Raw genomic sequence first — 13643 nt, 5'->3', positions numbered from 1 at the left:
AGGGTGCGTACGTTCCTCGGCCGGCGAAACCCGCAAGCGAGGCGTGCGATTAGCCAACAACGTTGACCCGCCTGTCACTTAATGACATAGTGGCGGCAAGTGACAGGCTGAATGGTGCCGATGGGTACCACCCACAACCGCACGGGTGTCTCGGAAGGCCACCCGGCAGAAGGACCAGGTGAACACCATGCAGGCACAGACCCCGCAACAGACCGAACGGCCGTCGGCGCTGGAGCAGGCCGGAGGTACGCGAGGAATGATCTATTCGGCTCTGCCGGCGCTGGCGTTCGTAGTGGCGAACGCGATGGGCGGGCTGGCGGTCGGCATCATGGTGGCGCTCGGGGTGGCCGTGATCATCGGTATCGAGCGCCTGATGCGCAAGGAGTCGGTGTCGCCGGCGCTGGGCGGGGTGTTCGGTGTGGCGATCGCGGCCGGCGTCGCCTGGTGGACGGGATCGGCCAAGGACTACTTCCTGCTGGGTATCTGGCTGAGCCTGGCGGGTGCGGTGCTGTTCCTGGGGTCGGTGGTCGTGCGGTGGCCCCTGGCCGGGGTGATCTGGAACTCGATGACGGGCAAGGGCCAGGTATGGCGTAAGGAGCCCCGCTCGCGGTTCTACTTCGACATCGCTACGGTGACCCTGGCGCTGATCTTCGCGGCCCGGTTCGTGGTCCAGCAGTACCTGTACACCCAGGACGAGGTCGGCTCGCTGGGCGTCGCCAAGATCGTCATGGGCTACCCGCTGCTGGCGGTGGGACTGCTCGTGGCGGCCTGGGCGGTCCGCGCCTCCGACCGCCGCCTGCGCACCCTCGGGCTGATAGAGGCCAAGCGGTGAGACCCCTGCGGCACGGGCGTTGCCGCCACCCTCACCCGTGGCGGCAACGCCCTCAGCCCGTGCCGCCGGTGACCGGATCCCCGACGGCGCCACCCGTGGCCCTGCGGACCGCGAGCGCGATCCGCTCGGGAGTGCCCCGGAAATCCTCCGGGCTCGCGCCGTCCAGCAGGCCCGCCCCGACGTGCTCGTTCAGCACCCGCAGCGCCGCACCCGCGGCCGCCGCGTGCAACCGGATCTCCACATCGTCCGGCTCGCCCCCGAGGCGCTTCGCGATGATCTCGGCCATCTGCCGTTCCACCTGGTCACAGGCCATCAGCCAGGCAGTCCTGATGGCCGGCTCGCTGTCACCGAGGCGGATCATCTTGATGCCGAGCGCGGTGTCCTCCCGCTCCATCGGAGTGGCCTCACGGCCGTGCCGCAGCGCCTCGGCGCGGAAGTGGTCCTCCAGAGAGAGCCCGAGCGGCCAGTTGCGCAGGGTGTCGAGCTCCCAGTCGACGCTGCTCATGACGATCGGCTCCGCGCAGCTCTCCTTGCTGCGGAAGTGGCGCCAGATGGTCCGGGTGGAGAGGCCGACGGCCGCAGCGATCTGGTCACCGCTCGTCGCCTCCACCCCTTGGGTCCAGAACAGGCGGGAAGCCTCCCGCGAGACCTCCAGGCGAACCCGGCGCCTGCGCTCGGCGCTCATCCCGCCGCGTCCCTGCCCGGTCGTTCCCTCGGCTCCCGCCATGCCCGCTCTCCTCCTGGTCCGGACGCGGCCACGCCGTTCCGCCTCTTCAGGGCCGGGCGAAGAGTTTTGACAAATGGCGGCTCATCGCATCTGCGGCCTAAATATTCACTAAGTGACAGAATGCTATCAAGTGACATCCGGGGTAGGAAGGAGGAGGAGAGCGCTGCGCCGGACAACGCTTCAGTAGACCTTCCGGACTCGCGCGAACGGCTGAAGCTGCGCATCTCCCGCGCCGCGACCCTGCTCTTCTTGACCGGTGGAACCGCCGCCACCAGCGGCGACAGAATCGCGGAAGAGACAGGAGTGTCCACCCGGACCATCTGGCGTCACTTCCGCAACAAGGAGAGCTGCGCCGAACCCATCGCGCTGCGCGGCCTCGACTGGGAGCTGAACACGCTGCGCAGCTGGCCGCCCGGAACTCCTCTGGACGCCCACATCATCTCCGAAGCGGCTCTTTTCGCTCCTGCCCAGCACGACGATTTCCTCCAGGACTTCAGCCTTTCGGCGCGGCTGGTCCACCTCACCCGACACGAACCCGTGCTGCGCATCGCCTGGCTGATGGCCTGCGACCACGCAGAACGTGAACTGACCGCAGTGCTCGCCGACCGGACGGGTCTGCCGGCCCACACGCCGCACCTCCGGGTGAACGCCGCGGCGGGCGCAGCGGCGCTACGGATCCTGCACGAGCGCAGAAGCGCGGACCCCGCGCTCCGCGCCGGGCGGGACACACCCTCCGCACACGCCTCCCGTACGGCCGCCGTGCTCGCCCGCGTGATCTGTCCCTGCCCGCCGAAATCAACCGTACGGCCACGTCTCTGACGCTCAGGGTGCGAGAAGCAGGCCAACAGGGCACCAGATCCGCACAGTTCGCCGGCCGCATCAGCGACCCCTCGCCGCGGTGACCATCGAAGGAGCTCATCCCATGTCCACCGACCGACCTGACGTCCCGTACCTGACCGTCGAGGACATCCTCGACTCCCCGGACCGCACCGGCGCCGTCATCTCACCCGACGGCTCGAAGTTCGCCTATCTGGCCCCCTGGCGTGACCGGCTCAACGTCTGGGTCCAGGATCTCGACGGCGTGGGGACAGCACGATGCGTCACCACTGACTCCCGCCGCAGCGTCCTGCGCTACCACTGGACCGACGACCCGCGCTGGCTGCTGTATGAACAGGACGGCGACGGGGACGAGAACTACCACCTCCACCGCGTCGACCTGGAAAACCCGGACTTCGATGCCGTCGACCTCACGCCCTTTCCCGGAGCCCGGGTCACCGGCTTCGATCTCCCCCCTACCCGGCCCGGCCACGCCGTCCTGAACCTCAACCACCGCGACCCAGCGGTGTTCGACCTCTACGAACTTCACATCGCCACCGGCGAACTCACGATGCTCGTTCAGAACCCCGGTGGCTCCAGCGCCCTGGTGTACGCACCCGACGGGACGATGTACGGACACGGGCTGAGCGAGGACGGGGACATCGAACTGACGCGATGGGAACCGGAGTCGGGGACCATGTGCCGCGTCACCACCTTCCCCGGCTCCGACCACCCACTGGACCTGCAGCCCTTCCAGCTCACCCCGGACGGAACCGGCGCCTGGGTCGGCTCCTACCGCGACAGCGAGCACACACGGACCGTCCACGTCGACCTGAACACCGGCCAAGAGACCGTGGTCGACAGCCACCCCGGCCTCGACATCGACCCTCGCGCCGCCGTCTTCCCCGCCCTTCCCGCGCCGCTGATCCTCGACCGCCGCAGCAAGGACCTCATCGGCGTGCGGTACCTCGGCGAACGCGCCGTCATCCGGCCGTTGACCGCCCACTTCGCCGACGTCCTCGACAACCTGCGCAAACTTTCCGACGGCGACGTGGCCGCCCTCTCCTCGGACCGCGAGGGACAGCGCTGGATCGTCTCCTTCACCCACGACCGGGACCCCGGCGTCACCCACTTCTACGACCACACCACAGGCGACAGCCGCGTTCTGTTCCGGCCCTACCCTCGCCTCACCCCGGCCGCCCTCGCGCCGATGACCCCCGTCACGATCCGAGCACGAGACGGCCTGGAACTTCCCTCGTACCTCACCCTGCCGCTGCACAGGGAAGCAGCCGCACTGCCCATGGTGCTCCAGGTGCACGGCGGACCCTGGCACCGTGACAGCTGGGGCTTCGACCCCACCGCGCAACTCCTCGCCAACCGGGGATACGCGGTCCTCCAAGTGAACTATCGAGGCTCCACCGGATACGGCAAGAGCTTCCTCAAAGCCGGGATCGGCGAACTCTCCGGCGCGATGCACGACGACCTCGTCGACGCCGTCGGCTGGGCCGTCAAGCAGGGCTACGCGGACCCGGCGCGCGTCGCTGTCTTCGGCGGCTCCTACGGCGGGTACGCAGCCCTCGTCGGAGTCTCCTTCACGCCCGGCCTCTTCGCCGCCGCCGTCGACTTCTGCGGTCCCTCCAACCTGGTGACCACCCTGCGCAACATGCCGGACTTCGCCAAGCCGTACCTCAGCAACAACTGGCACCTCTACGCGGGCGACCCCGAAGACCCCGCGCAGGAAGCCGACCTCTGGGCCCGCTCACCACTCAGCCGGGTGGCCGACATCCGCACCCCGCTGCTGGTCGTCCAGGGCGCCAACGACGCCCGCGTACTCAAGTCGGAGTCCGACCAGATCGTCGAGGCTCTCCGGAACCGCGGCGTCGACGTCGAGTACCTGGTGAAGGACGACGAAGGGCACAGCTTCGTCAACCCGGAGAACAACATCGCCATGTACCGCGCGGCCGACCACTTCCTGGCCCGTCATCTCCGAGACGGTGGCACGGTGGCGGCCGGGTCGTCTACCTGAAGGAACGCCAGGTCGTGGTCGTTGGTGGACCCCTCGGCCTGCAGGAACGCGGCCTCCGGAGTGCCGCTGCCGTCGGCATGGAGACGGAAGACTGTTCGCACCCTGTGCTCGTCGGTCTCCGCGAAGCCGAACCGGCGCACCGGCCGAGGGGATACACGGACTGGTGATCTTGTCGATCCCCCGGCGAGAGGACAGCTCTTCCGGTCGAAATAGGGCCGGCCAGGCTGTTGCCCTCCTTGCCTTGCAAGCCTGTGGGAGAACAAACCTTGTCTTACTGACTTGTTCGCCATTAAGACAAGCGTTCACGTGTCTTGTTGCCTTATCCGATGACACAGGATGGCCGCACCGATGGGTTCGAGGAAGGGTGTTCGTCATGGCGGATTGGGTAAAGGTCGCGGGCTGTCCCGCGGCTATCTCAGCGGGGTCCAGGACGACGGTGTGAGGCGTGAAGGCGGCGAGCGCGATCTACCACCACACGAACTGCGACGCCAACCCCTGGATCAACTTCCCCCGGGCTGAGCGACATCGGCGCGGGTGCCGACGGCACCGTGTGGGGCGTCAACAGCGGCAACCAGATCTTCCGGTACACCGGGGACCAGCCGAGCTGACCCTACCGCTGAGAAATCCGTGCGGGCCCCGACCGGGCAAGGCCGGGGCCCGCACGTCTGCAAACGCACAGCCGAGACACTCTTTGATCTTGGGCTTCGAAAGCAGACACTTAAAGAGCCTTTTGTTCCGAAGCGGGTGCTTCATTGCAGTTCCGGCGGCGGACCGCTTCGAGCTGGCTGAGCCAGTAGACGCCTCTTGTACTTTCGCAATGAACTCGCTCACGTCAGCGACGTGGGGGAATTCATAGACTGAACCGGAACTCCACCACGTCGCCGTCCTGCATCACCTACTCCTTGGCGTCCGTGTGGGCCGACCCACCGGCGGGAAGCGAGAACCTCCTCCTGGACGACAAAACGCCAGGTCAGAGGCCCTTGACGACTCAGTCGGGCCAGGGGTGGCGGCGTCACGGATGCGAGCGGCGCAGCGGCACCACGTTCCACCAGGTCAGGCAGCGCAGGACCCACTCCAGCGGCCCGTATCGGAAGCGGGCCAGCCACCAGCGGCTGAAGAGCGCCTGCGCCGCGAGGATGACCGCCGCCAGGGCCATGGCGGTGACCCAGCGGGAGGAGTGCCGCAGGCCCAGCGGACCGGCCGCGGCGAGCACGACGAGCGTCGCGGTGAGGTAGTTGGTCAGCGCCATCCTGCCGAGCGGTTCGAGCACCGCCGACAGCGGCCGGCCCAGCCGGGTCCGCAGGACGAGCGGCAGCGCGGTGGCGTACACGACGGCGCCCAGGACACCGGCCGCCGCCGCGATCCGCGTGGCGTACGGTCCGGCGGACGGGTAGATGTGCTCCCACCAGCCGACGGCGACCGCTCCCAGGGCGGCCAGGACGAGTACGACGGCGAGTTGCCCGGAACGGCGGTCCACCGTGCGGGCGATACCGAGGCGTGCGACGGCGAGCCCGAGCAGGAACAGCCCGGGGATGCTCGCCAGTCCGCCCCCGACGACGGTGACCGAGGCGACGAGCCCGAGCAGCCCCGCGGGCAGCACCACCCAGGTCGGCAGCCACGAGGCGGGCAACAGGATCAGCAGCCCGAAGACCGCGTACGGAATCAGCGCCTCCCCGGGGTGCACCTGCTGGTGCGCGAAGCCGAGCAGCCCCAGCACCACCAGCCGGCGGGCCAGCAGCAGCCGGGGGCGCGGCGACCGGCGCGCCGCGCTCTCCAGGAAGAGCGCGAAGCTCAGTCCGAAGAGGAACGCGAAGATGGGGAAGAACCGCTGATGGACGAAGTGGTCCAGGAAAGCGGGGACCGCGTAGAGGTGGGAAGCGTCGTCGCGCTTGGGCATCTCCATCAACTGGTACGGAAGATTGACCAGAAGGATGCCGCAGAGCGCGAAGCCGCGCAGCGCGTCCAGCACGGTGATCCGGCGTGCCGCCCGCGCGGTGGGTTCCTGGGCGGTGGCGGTGGCGGTGGCCCGGTCCGTCGAGGTCGTTGTGTTCATGGCGTTCACGGTGCGGCAGCGGCACGGTACGGCACTTCGGCCGGACGGCCGTTCCCCATCGGCCGGACGGCCGATACGGGCTCCTCCCCGGGGCTGTCCCTGCCCCGGGGGCCGTTCACTCCGGGGAGCCGGAATCCTCCGAGACCGTGCCCGTCGCCCACGCCCACGCGGCGATCTCCACCCGGTTGCGCACGGCCAGCTTGGACTGGATGTTCGTCAGATGCGTCTTGACGGTTCCGAGCGACAGGAACAGGTTCCCGCAGATCTCCTGGTTGGTGCGCCCCACCGCGACCAGCCGCGCCACGTCCAGCTCACGCGCCGTCAGCGCCGCTCTCGGGGCACGGCCGCCGGACGGTGACGGACCGCGTCTGCCCTCCAGTTGCCGCAGCAGCCGTACCGTGACCGCCGGGGAGATCAGCGCGTCCCCGCGCCGCGCGGCCCGTACCGCCTCGACGAGCAGCGCGGGGCTGGCGTCCTTCAGCAGAAACCCGCAGGCGCCGTGGTGCAGTGCCCGGCTGACGTAGTCGTCCTGGTCGAAGGTGGTGATCACGACGACGCGCATCCGGTCGGCCGACCCGGGTCCGGCCAGGATGCGCGTGACCTCCAGGCCGTCGAGCGCGGGCATCCGGATGTCGACGAGGCACACGTCCGGCCGCAGCCGTCTGGCCATCTCCACGCAGGCGGCACCGTCGGCCGCCTCGCCCACCACTTCGATACCCGGCTGGGCGTCCAGGATCAGCCGGAATCCCGTACGGACCAGATGCTGATCGTCGGCGATGAGCACCCTGATCACCGAGGACGCCGTGACGTCCGTTGCCGTCGTATCACTCACCTGGCCGATCCTGCCATGTCCGCCTCAGGCCGCTGATCCCGCCATGTCCAGCACGGGGAAGACGCCGACGACCCGCCAGCCACCGTCCGGCGTCCTGCCCGCCTCCAGCAGCCCTTCGACCGCTGCCACCCGCTCCCGCAGCCCCACCATCCCGAAGCCCCCGCGGCCCCCGACCGGTGATGACGCGGGCGGCGTGGCCGGGGGCGTGTTGTTGATCTCCACCCGAAGCCGGCCGTCGTCCGTGTCCACCCGTACGGCCACCAGCGCCCCGGGGGCGTGCCGCCGCGCGTTGGTCAGCGACTCCTGCACCACGCGGTGCACGGAGAGCTCCACTTCGGGCGCGAGCCGCGCCGAGCGGGCGGGGGCGGCCACCGAGAGTGTGGCGTCCGCTCCGTCCTCGCCACCGCTGAAGCCGGAGACCATTCCGGCCAGTTCGGTGAAGAGTTCGCCGGGCCGCCGCGGTGTGCCCTCGACCTCCCGCAGCACCCGCACCAGGCGGCGCATGGAATCCAGCGTCTCCATACCGGATTCCCGGATGGTCTCCAGGATCGGGTCGATGTGTTCGGGCGCCGTGGCCCGGATGGCCAGCCCGGCGTTCGCCTGCACGACGATGGCGGTCACATGGTGGGCGACGAAGTCGTGGAGGTCCCGGGCCAGCTCCATCCGCTCCGTCTGCCGGACGCTCTCCACCGCGCGGGCCTGGTGCCCGTCCTGCACGCGGAGGTAGCAGCCGAGCGCGACCGCCGCGCCGACGGCGAAGGTGAGCGAGTAGGAGCCCGCCAGCGTGGCCGGGCTGTTCAGCCGTACCGGGCCGAGGAGCACCGCGATCCCCAGCGCGACGGTGACGTACGGCCGGCCGGCCCGCCGGCAGGTCCGGGCGAGCAGGATGAGCAGGCATACCGTCTCCAGCATCCCCCAGTTGCCGCCGGACTCAAGGTCCCTGAGCGCCATCACCCCCGTCACCACCAGCGAAGCGCACGCCGCGGCCCAGGCGCGCCGCTCCAGGGACAGCCACCGGTAGGGCAGATGCAGCAGTACGGCGGCCACCGGCCCGGACACCAGCGGCAGCAGCCAGCCGCGCTCGGAGGTGCGCAGCCCCCCGGTGGACACCACGTCCCCCAGCCACACCACGGCGAGCACCACGTACAGCGCGACGGGCAGGGCCCTCTGGACGGGCGAGAGGGGAGGCGGGGCGGTCTTCGGCGGGTCCGCGGTCAGCGGGGCAGGCGCGTTCACCACGCGGAGACTATCCAACGCGAGCCGTCCCGCGGGTCGGCCGAATGGCCGACTCCGGCCGCCTGGTAAGCGGTGTACCGCTTGCGGCGTGGCCGGTTCCCCGGCTCCGGGTCCGGTGTTCTTCAGTGCTGCCGGACGGAGCGCGCGTACGCGTCCGTGATGGCACCTCCTACGCCGCCGGCGCCGTCAACTCCGCGCCCGCGCCCTGCGGGAGACCACGGCACGCAGCACCCGCTGGCCCTCGGTCGACAGGTCCCTCGCCCTGCGCATCGCGCCCGCGTCCCCCGCGGGGTCGCCCAGGATCTCCAGGATCCGGATCTGGCGCCGCAGTTCACCGGCGACCAGCGGACCGACGCCGTCGCCGCCCTCCGTACCGTCCACCGCGTCGGCGACGGCCGCCGGGTCCTCGCGGCATCGCACCAGCCACTCCGCCGCGGCGGCGCTGCCGCTCTCGCCGACCGCGTCGAGCTTCTGGTGGATCTCCAGCGCGACGACGGAGCAGGTGTCCGCCCAGATCCGCAGCGGCTCGGCCTCCCAGCGGGACGGCGCGGAGCCGAGCATCGTCCGTACGAGCGCGAGCGTGACGCCCGCGGCCCCCGAGGCCCCCGGGTCCGGCTCGGGCTCCGCCGCGATCACCGCGTCCAGGGCGCCGCGCGCCTCCGCCAGCCGGTCCGGCCATTCCGCCTCACCGGCCGCGACGCCCGCCCACAGCGGACGCAGCGCGTCGGCCTCTCCGGCCGACGGCGGCAGGCACCGGTCGAGGCAGGCCAGACCGCTCGTGGCGAGGCCCCGCTCGTCCGCTTGCGCGATCAGTTTCACCAGGCTCATGAATGTCTCCCGTCGCGGACGCAGTACTGACCAGTACTGCGCCGATCCGCCGGAAAATGTCACCACGAGTCGCGCGTAGACCGCCCATAGGCCATGGAACGCCCATGCGTGCATCGAGCATCTTTCGCTGGGCCGCCCTGGACGCGTCAGACTGTGGCGCCGGTCGCCCTCGCGTGCTGCATACGGGTCAGCTTCCGTACGAAGAGCAGGGCGAGCACGGCGGCGGCGATGTCCAGCAGGTCCACGGCGAAGAGCACGGCGGCGGCCTGTCGGATCTCCTCGGCCTCCTCCGCCGTGTCGTACACGCGGGAGGCGTACCGCCCCAGGACCAGCGTGCAGACCCACGCCGTCCACCAGGCGTTGACGAGGGCGTACGACACCCGGGGCGCTCCGCCGTCCGGTCCCGGGAGGGTGCTCGCCGCCCAGATGTCGCCCGCGACCCGGCGCGGCAGCAGGAAGTTGGCGACCGGGACGAACCAGCCGCCGATGGCCCAGCCGGCGGACATGCGGTGGGCGCTCGGGTCGAAGACCTCCGCGTTCCTCCGTACCCGGTGGAACCAGACGAGGAAGACGACGGCCGTGACGATGACCGCGGCGACCTGCGCCACCCCTGACGCGGAGTAGAGCAGGTCGGCGCGGTCCAGGTCCTCGTCCGTGAAGGCGTCGAAGTCCTCGTTGATGATGTCGGTCGTCAGTCCGTGCACCCGGGCGCCCGCCAGGAGCGCGAAGAGGTCGGTGGCGATCACGGCGCAGAACAGGGCGACCAGCGCCTTGCCGAGCCCGACCGGCGAGGAGAGCCGGGGCCCGCCGGGCATGGGCATCGGCATGGGCATGGGCATCGGCATGGGCATGGGCATCGGGGACGGCGGAGGCGGTCCCGCCGTGGCGCACTCGGCGCAGAGCCCTTCCGTGGTGGTCGCCGCTCTGGCGCGGCACTGGGAACACAGCATGGAAAACGAAACCCCCCGAGGCCCGAAGGCGGGCCCTCCCCCAGGCCCAGCGGGCCCGTCCTGCGCCCACCCCGGGCGCCCGCGGAACATATGTGCCCCGCGGGTGCCCTGTCCAGAGAGTTCCGGCCGGTCTCAGACGCCGAGCTTCCCGGCCAGCGCCTTGAACGCGCTCCAGCTCAGCGTCGGCTTGTCCGGGTTCCACAGTTTCTGGGACACGGCGGCCAGCGGCATCCTGATGCCCTGGGCGACCTGGGCCTCGGTCTGCGCGTTCGGGAAGTCGCCCCAGATGGCGAACACGCCGCCCTGGATCTGCTTCGAGTACCGCTCGGGCACCGGCTTCGTGCCGCGCAGGACCAGCGGGGTCCAGTCCTCGTAGATCCGCTTCCCGGTCGGGTAGACGAAGTCGTTCGGCTGGCCGAGCACGTAGTAGAGGTACTCGTCGTTGAAGTTCACGACCTTGCGTCCCTCACTCAGGTACGCGACCGGCTCGCGCGCCCCGAACTCCTTGCCCGTCCAGTACTGGACCTCCATGTCCGGATCGGCCTTCACCACGCCGCCCTTGAACAGGCCGTCGTTCCAGACCTTGAGCTTCTTGCCGTACGGGCCGAGCGCCTTGCCCCGGGCGTTCGTCCAGGCCGTCGTCAGGTCCTGGATCCGCCCGTTCGCGCCGTACTTCTGGACCGCGAGCCGCGCCAGCTTCGGGTACGAGGCCTCGGGGTTCGGGACCACCAGGGCCTGGTACTCGTCCGCGCCGAGGTTCCACCACTGGCCGGGGAAGAGCTGGGCGAACTCGCTCTGGAGGTCGTCCACGATCTTCGCCGCGGCGGGCTGGGAGATGTCGATCGCGCCCTGCGTCGCCTTCCCGTTGACGTTGCGGAGCTGGAGGGAGGGGTGCGCGCGCATCACGGCGCCGAGGTGTCCGGGAGAGTCGATCTCCGGTACGACGGTGATGTGCAGCTGGTCGGCGAGCGCCAGGATCCGGCGGACCTGGGCCTTGGTGAGGTGCTGCCGGGAGACGATCTCGGGGTGGGTCGTCGACTCGATCCGGAACCCCTGGTCGTCGGAGAAGTGCAGGCCGAGCTGGTTGAGCTTGAGGTCGGCCATCTCGCGCAGCCGGTCCTCGATCCACCCCGGCGAGTAGTACTTGCGGGCGATGTCGAGGTTGAGCCCGCGCTGCGGGCGGGCGGGGGCGTCCTTCACGACACCTTCCGGCATGGTGCCCTGGGCGCGTACGGCCTGCTTGAGCGTACGGGTGCCGTAGAAGACCCCGGCCTGGTCCGGTCCGGTGATCCGGACCGTGTTGTCGCGGGCGGTGAGGGTGTACGACTCGGCGGCGCCGCTGCCGCTCGCGAGAGCCAGCTCGACATCGCCGGCCCGGGCGGCGACCGCGCCCCGGTAGGAGATCTTCAGCTCCTGGGAGAGCAGCTTCCCCTCGTCGGCCAGCCCCTCACTGCCCTTGGCTATGACGACACCGCTGTTCGGGGCGGGTTTCCAGCCGGGGCCTCTGGCCGCCTCGTGCTTCCGTACGGACGGTATGGACTCCGGTGCCGTGGAGAGCGGATAGGACCGTGTGGGTGAGGGCGTGGCGCTCGCGGCGGAGCGGCCCGTCGTGTTGTCCGAGGAGCCGGCGGTACCGCTCCCTGAGTCGCAGCCCGCGACGGTGACAGCGGTGGCCAGGGCTACGGCCGCCGCGCCGGCGGCCCGGGTGCCCGGGGATGACCACATCACTCAAACCTCCTCTGTGCGGATGTACGGCATACGCGCGACACGATTACGGCGAAGGTCCCACGGAGACGTCCATTCCGCGCGCCGAAACTCTCCCATCCGGGTGAATATCGCGCAGCCGTCGGACGTCTCGCTCAAGGCATCGATAACGTTTACGACGCATCAGCCCCTCCGAGCTCAACCCTTTCGTGTGCGATCGCGTCTGCCTCTGTGCGGGTCACCTGTGCAGACCGTATGTGCGGGTCATGCATGGCCGTACGCGCATGGCAGTCGTACACCCATGCACCCCGCACACGTCATCCCCACATGTCACCCGCACCTGTCGTACCACCTGCCGCACACCAAGATCGCCACATCACGCCATTCCCCCGGCATGTGCCTCCGGGGCATGTGCCCGACCGCTGCCGTCCCACCGCGTTCGAGGAGCCTCCGCTGTCCCGCGCATCAGACGCCGGCCACCCGGACGGCCTCCCCTGTCCGACCGGGCTCGCCCGCTTCAACGCCGCCCCGCAGGCCGACGCCGAAGCCGCGCTGCTCACCTGCTGCGGCAGCCGCCGCTGGGCGCAGCGCGTCGCCGCACACCGCCCGTACCCCGATCTCGACTCCCTGCTGGCCGCCTCCGACGAGGCCGGTTACGACCTCCCGGTGACCGACCTCACCGAGGCGCTCGCGGCCGAGTCCTCCGCCGTACCGCCGCACCCGGCGCCACCCGCGGCGTGGACCGCGCTGCGCGCCGCGCACGCCGCGTACGAGAGCAGCTTCGGGCACGCCTTCGTGATCAGCCTCGACGGCCACAGGCCCGAGGAGCACCTGGACCACGTACTGGCCGGAATCCGCACCCGGCTCTCGCACGACCCCGACCTGGAGCGCTCCGTCTCCGCCGACGAGCTGCGGCGACTCGCCCGGGGCCGGATCGTCCGGCTGCTCTCCGGACCGGCCGGCCCTCCCGGCCGGAACCCGGGGCCGCCGGACCCGCGTACGCCGGAATCCGGTGCGGCGATCCCGTACGGTCCCGGACCGTTCGGGCTGCTCAGGGCGGAGCGATAGCCCGTCCGTGGCTGTTTGATTGCCTGTTTGATCACATCTATGGGACCCCACGCGAAGGAACCGACAAGTCGTCGCTACCATTGCCGGGGCCGGTGGACCGTACCCGGCCGGGCGCGACCGACACCACTGTGCTTGATTGAGTAGAAGATGGCGGCCGGCCCCGATCCCCGCTCCCGGAGGGCTTTTCCGTGCCGGCTGGAACGCTGTACCGCGGCCGGGAAGGAATGTGGTCGTGGGTGGCTCATCGAGTCACCGGCGTGCTCATCTTCTTCTTCCTGTTCGTACACGTGCTGGACACCGCTCTCGTCCGCGTCTCGCCAGAGGCGTACGACGATGTCGTGGCGACCTACAAGACGCCGCTCGTGGCGCTGCTCGAATACGGCCTGGTGGCCGCGATCCTCTTCCACGCGCTCAACGGCCTGCGTGTCATCGCCGTGGACTTCTGGTCCAAGGGCCCCCGCTACCAGAAGCAGATGCTCTGGTCCGTCGTGGGCATCTGGATCGTCCTGATGGTCGGCGCCCTCTACCCCGTGCTCGGCCACGCCGTACGCGAAGTCTTCGGGAGCTGAGA

The 13643-nt window shown here is 70.1% G+C and carries 12 protein-coding genes; 5 read left to right on the top strand and 7 right to left on the bottom strand.

From position 1 onward, the window contains the following. Positions 1-187: 187 nt before the first annotated feature. A complete protein-coding gene (locus ACIBJC_RS11320) occupies positions 188-832 on the top strand; it encodes a DUF3159 domain-containing protein (RefSeq protein ID WP_399291183.1) in 645 nt (214 codons plus the stop codon). 52 nt (positions 833-884) lie between these two features. On the opposite strand, the gene ACIBJC_RS11315 is transcribed toward ACIBJC_RS11320, so the two are convergent. Continuing rightward, positions 885-1559, bottom strand: coding sequence for a TetR/AcrR family transcriptional regulator (locus ACIBJC_RS11315; RefSeq protein WP_399290565.1), 675 nt, complete (start codon positions 1557-1559; stop codon positions 885-887). A gap of 120 nt (positions 1560-1679) precedes the next feature. Here ACIBJC_RS11315 and ACIBJC_RS11310 point away from each other — a divergent pair, with 120 nt between their 5' ends. Beyond that, a complete protein-coding gene (locus ACIBJC_RS11310; RefSeq protein WP_399290563.1) occupies positions 1680-2378 on the top strand; it encodes a TetR/AcrR family transcriptional regulator in 699 nt (232 codons plus the stop codon). Between the two features lie 103 nt (positions 2379-2481). Continuing rightward, positions 2482-4401 carry a S9 family peptidase gene (locus ACIBJC_RS11305; RefSeq protein ID WP_399290561.1) on the top strand — a complete coding sequence of 640 codons (1920 nt, stop codon included), beginning with the start codon at positions 2482-2484 and terminating at the stop codon, positions 4399-4401. 1012 nt (positions 4402-5413) lie between these two features. On the opposite strand, the gene ACIBJC_RS11300 is transcribed toward ACIBJC_RS11305, so the two are convergent. From ACIBJC_RS11300 to ACIBJC_RS11275, 6 genes are all read right to left on the bottom strand, one after another. Next, a complete protein-coding gene (locus ACIBJC_RS11300; protein WP_399290559.1) occupies positions 5414-6454 on the bottom strand; it encodes a DUF418 domain-containing protein in 1041 nt (346 codons plus the stop codon). A 115-nt stretch (positions 6455-6569) separates the two neighbouring features. Next, a complete protein-coding gene (locus ACIBJC_RS11295; protein ID WP_399290557.1) occupies positions 6570-7286 on the bottom strand; it encodes a response regulator in 717 nt (238 codons plus the stop codon). 24 nt (positions 7287-7310) lie between these two features. After that, complete coding sequence (locus ACIBJC_RS11290; RefSeq protein WP_399290555.1) at positions 7311-8522, bottom strand: sensor histidine kinase; 1212 nt, start codon at positions 8520-8522, stop codon at positions 7311-7313. Positions 8523-8708: 186 nt separating this feature from the next. Beyond that, a complete protein-coding gene (locus ACIBJC_RS11285) occupies positions 8709-9350 on the bottom strand; it encodes a hypothetical protein (protein WP_399290553.1) in 642 nt (213 codons plus the stop codon). Between the two features lie 146 nt (positions 9351-9496). Beyond that, complete coding sequence (locus ACIBJC_RS11280; RefSeq protein ID WP_399290550.1) at positions 9497-10183, bottom strand: DUF4328 domain-containing protein; 687 nt, start codon at positions 10181-10183, stop codon at positions 9497-9499. A 249-nt stretch (positions 10184-10432) separates the two neighbouring features. Next, positions 10433-12025, bottom strand: coding sequence for a glycoside hydrolase family 20 protein (locus tag ACIBJC_RS11275; RefSeq protein WP_399290548.1), 1593 nt, complete (start codon positions 12023-12025; stop codon positions 10433-10435). Between the two features lie 306 nt (positions 12026-12331). Between ACIBJC_RS11275 and ACIBJC_RS11270 the strand changes: the two genes are divergently transcribed. Beyond that, entirely contained in the window at positions 12332-13072 is a 741-nt protein-coding gene (locus tag ACIBJC_RS11270) for a 2-oxo-4-hydroxy-4-carboxy-5-ureidoimidazoline decarboxylase (protein WP_399290546.1), read from the top strand. Positions 13073-13260: 188 nt separating this feature from the next. Then, positions 13261-13641, top strand: a complete 381-nt coding sequence (gene sdhC, locus ACIBJC_RS11265; protein ID WP_384920165.1) for a succinate dehydrogenase, cytochrome b556 subunit — start codon at positions 13261-13263, stop codon at positions 13639-13641. Positions 13642-13643: the final 2 nt, after the last annotated feature.

Source organism: Streptomyces sp. NPDC050509, from assembly GCF_044457965.1.
Taxonomy (GTDB): Bacteria; Actinomycetota; Actinomycetes; order Streptomycetales; family Streptomycetaceae; genus Streptomyces.
Note: the sequence above shows the minus strand (reverse complement) of the source record. Positions and strands in the feature narration are given on the sequence as shown.

Excerpts from the sequence above, each read along its gene's own strand:
- ACIBJC_RS11280 (WP_399290550.1), bottom strand. The coding sequence starts at position 10,183 with ATGCCCATGCCGATGCCCATGCCCGGCGGGCCCCGGCTCTCCTCGCCG.
- ACIBJC_RS11285 (WP_399290553.1), bottom strand. The coding sequence starts at position 9,350 with ATGAGCCTGGTGAAACTGATCGCGCAAGCGGACGAGCGGGGCCTCGCC.
- ACIBJC_RS11320 (WP_399291183.1), top strand. The coding sequence starts at position 188 with ATGCAGGCACAGACCCCGCAACAGACCGAACGGCCGTCGGCGCTGGAG.
- ACIBJC_RS11270 (WP_399290546.1), top strand. The coding sequence starts at position 12,332 with ATGTCACCCGCACCTGTCGTACCACCTGCCGCACACCAAGATCGCCAC.
- ACIBJC_RS11315 (WP_399290565.1), bottom strand. The coding sequence starts at position 1,559 with ATGGCGGGAGCCGAGGGAACGACCGGGCAGGGACGCGGCGGGATGAGC.
- ACIBJC_RS11300 (WP_399290559.1), bottom strand. The coding sequence starts at position 6,454 with ATGAACACAACGACCTCGACGGACCGGGCCACCGCCACCGCCACCGCC.
- ACIBJC_RS11305 (WP_399290561.1), top strand. The coding sequence starts at position 2,482 with ATGTCCACCGACCGACCTGACGTCCCGTACCTGACCGTCGAGGACATC.
- ACIBJC_RS11310 (WP_399290563.1), top strand. The coding sequence starts at position 1,680 with ATGCTATCAAGTGACATCCGGGGTAGGAAGGAGGAGGAGAGCGCTGCG.
- ACIBJC_RS11275 (WP_399290548.1), bottom strand. The coding sequence starts at position 12,025 with ATGTGGTCATCCCCGGGCACCCGGGCCGCCGGCGCGGCGGCCGTAGCC.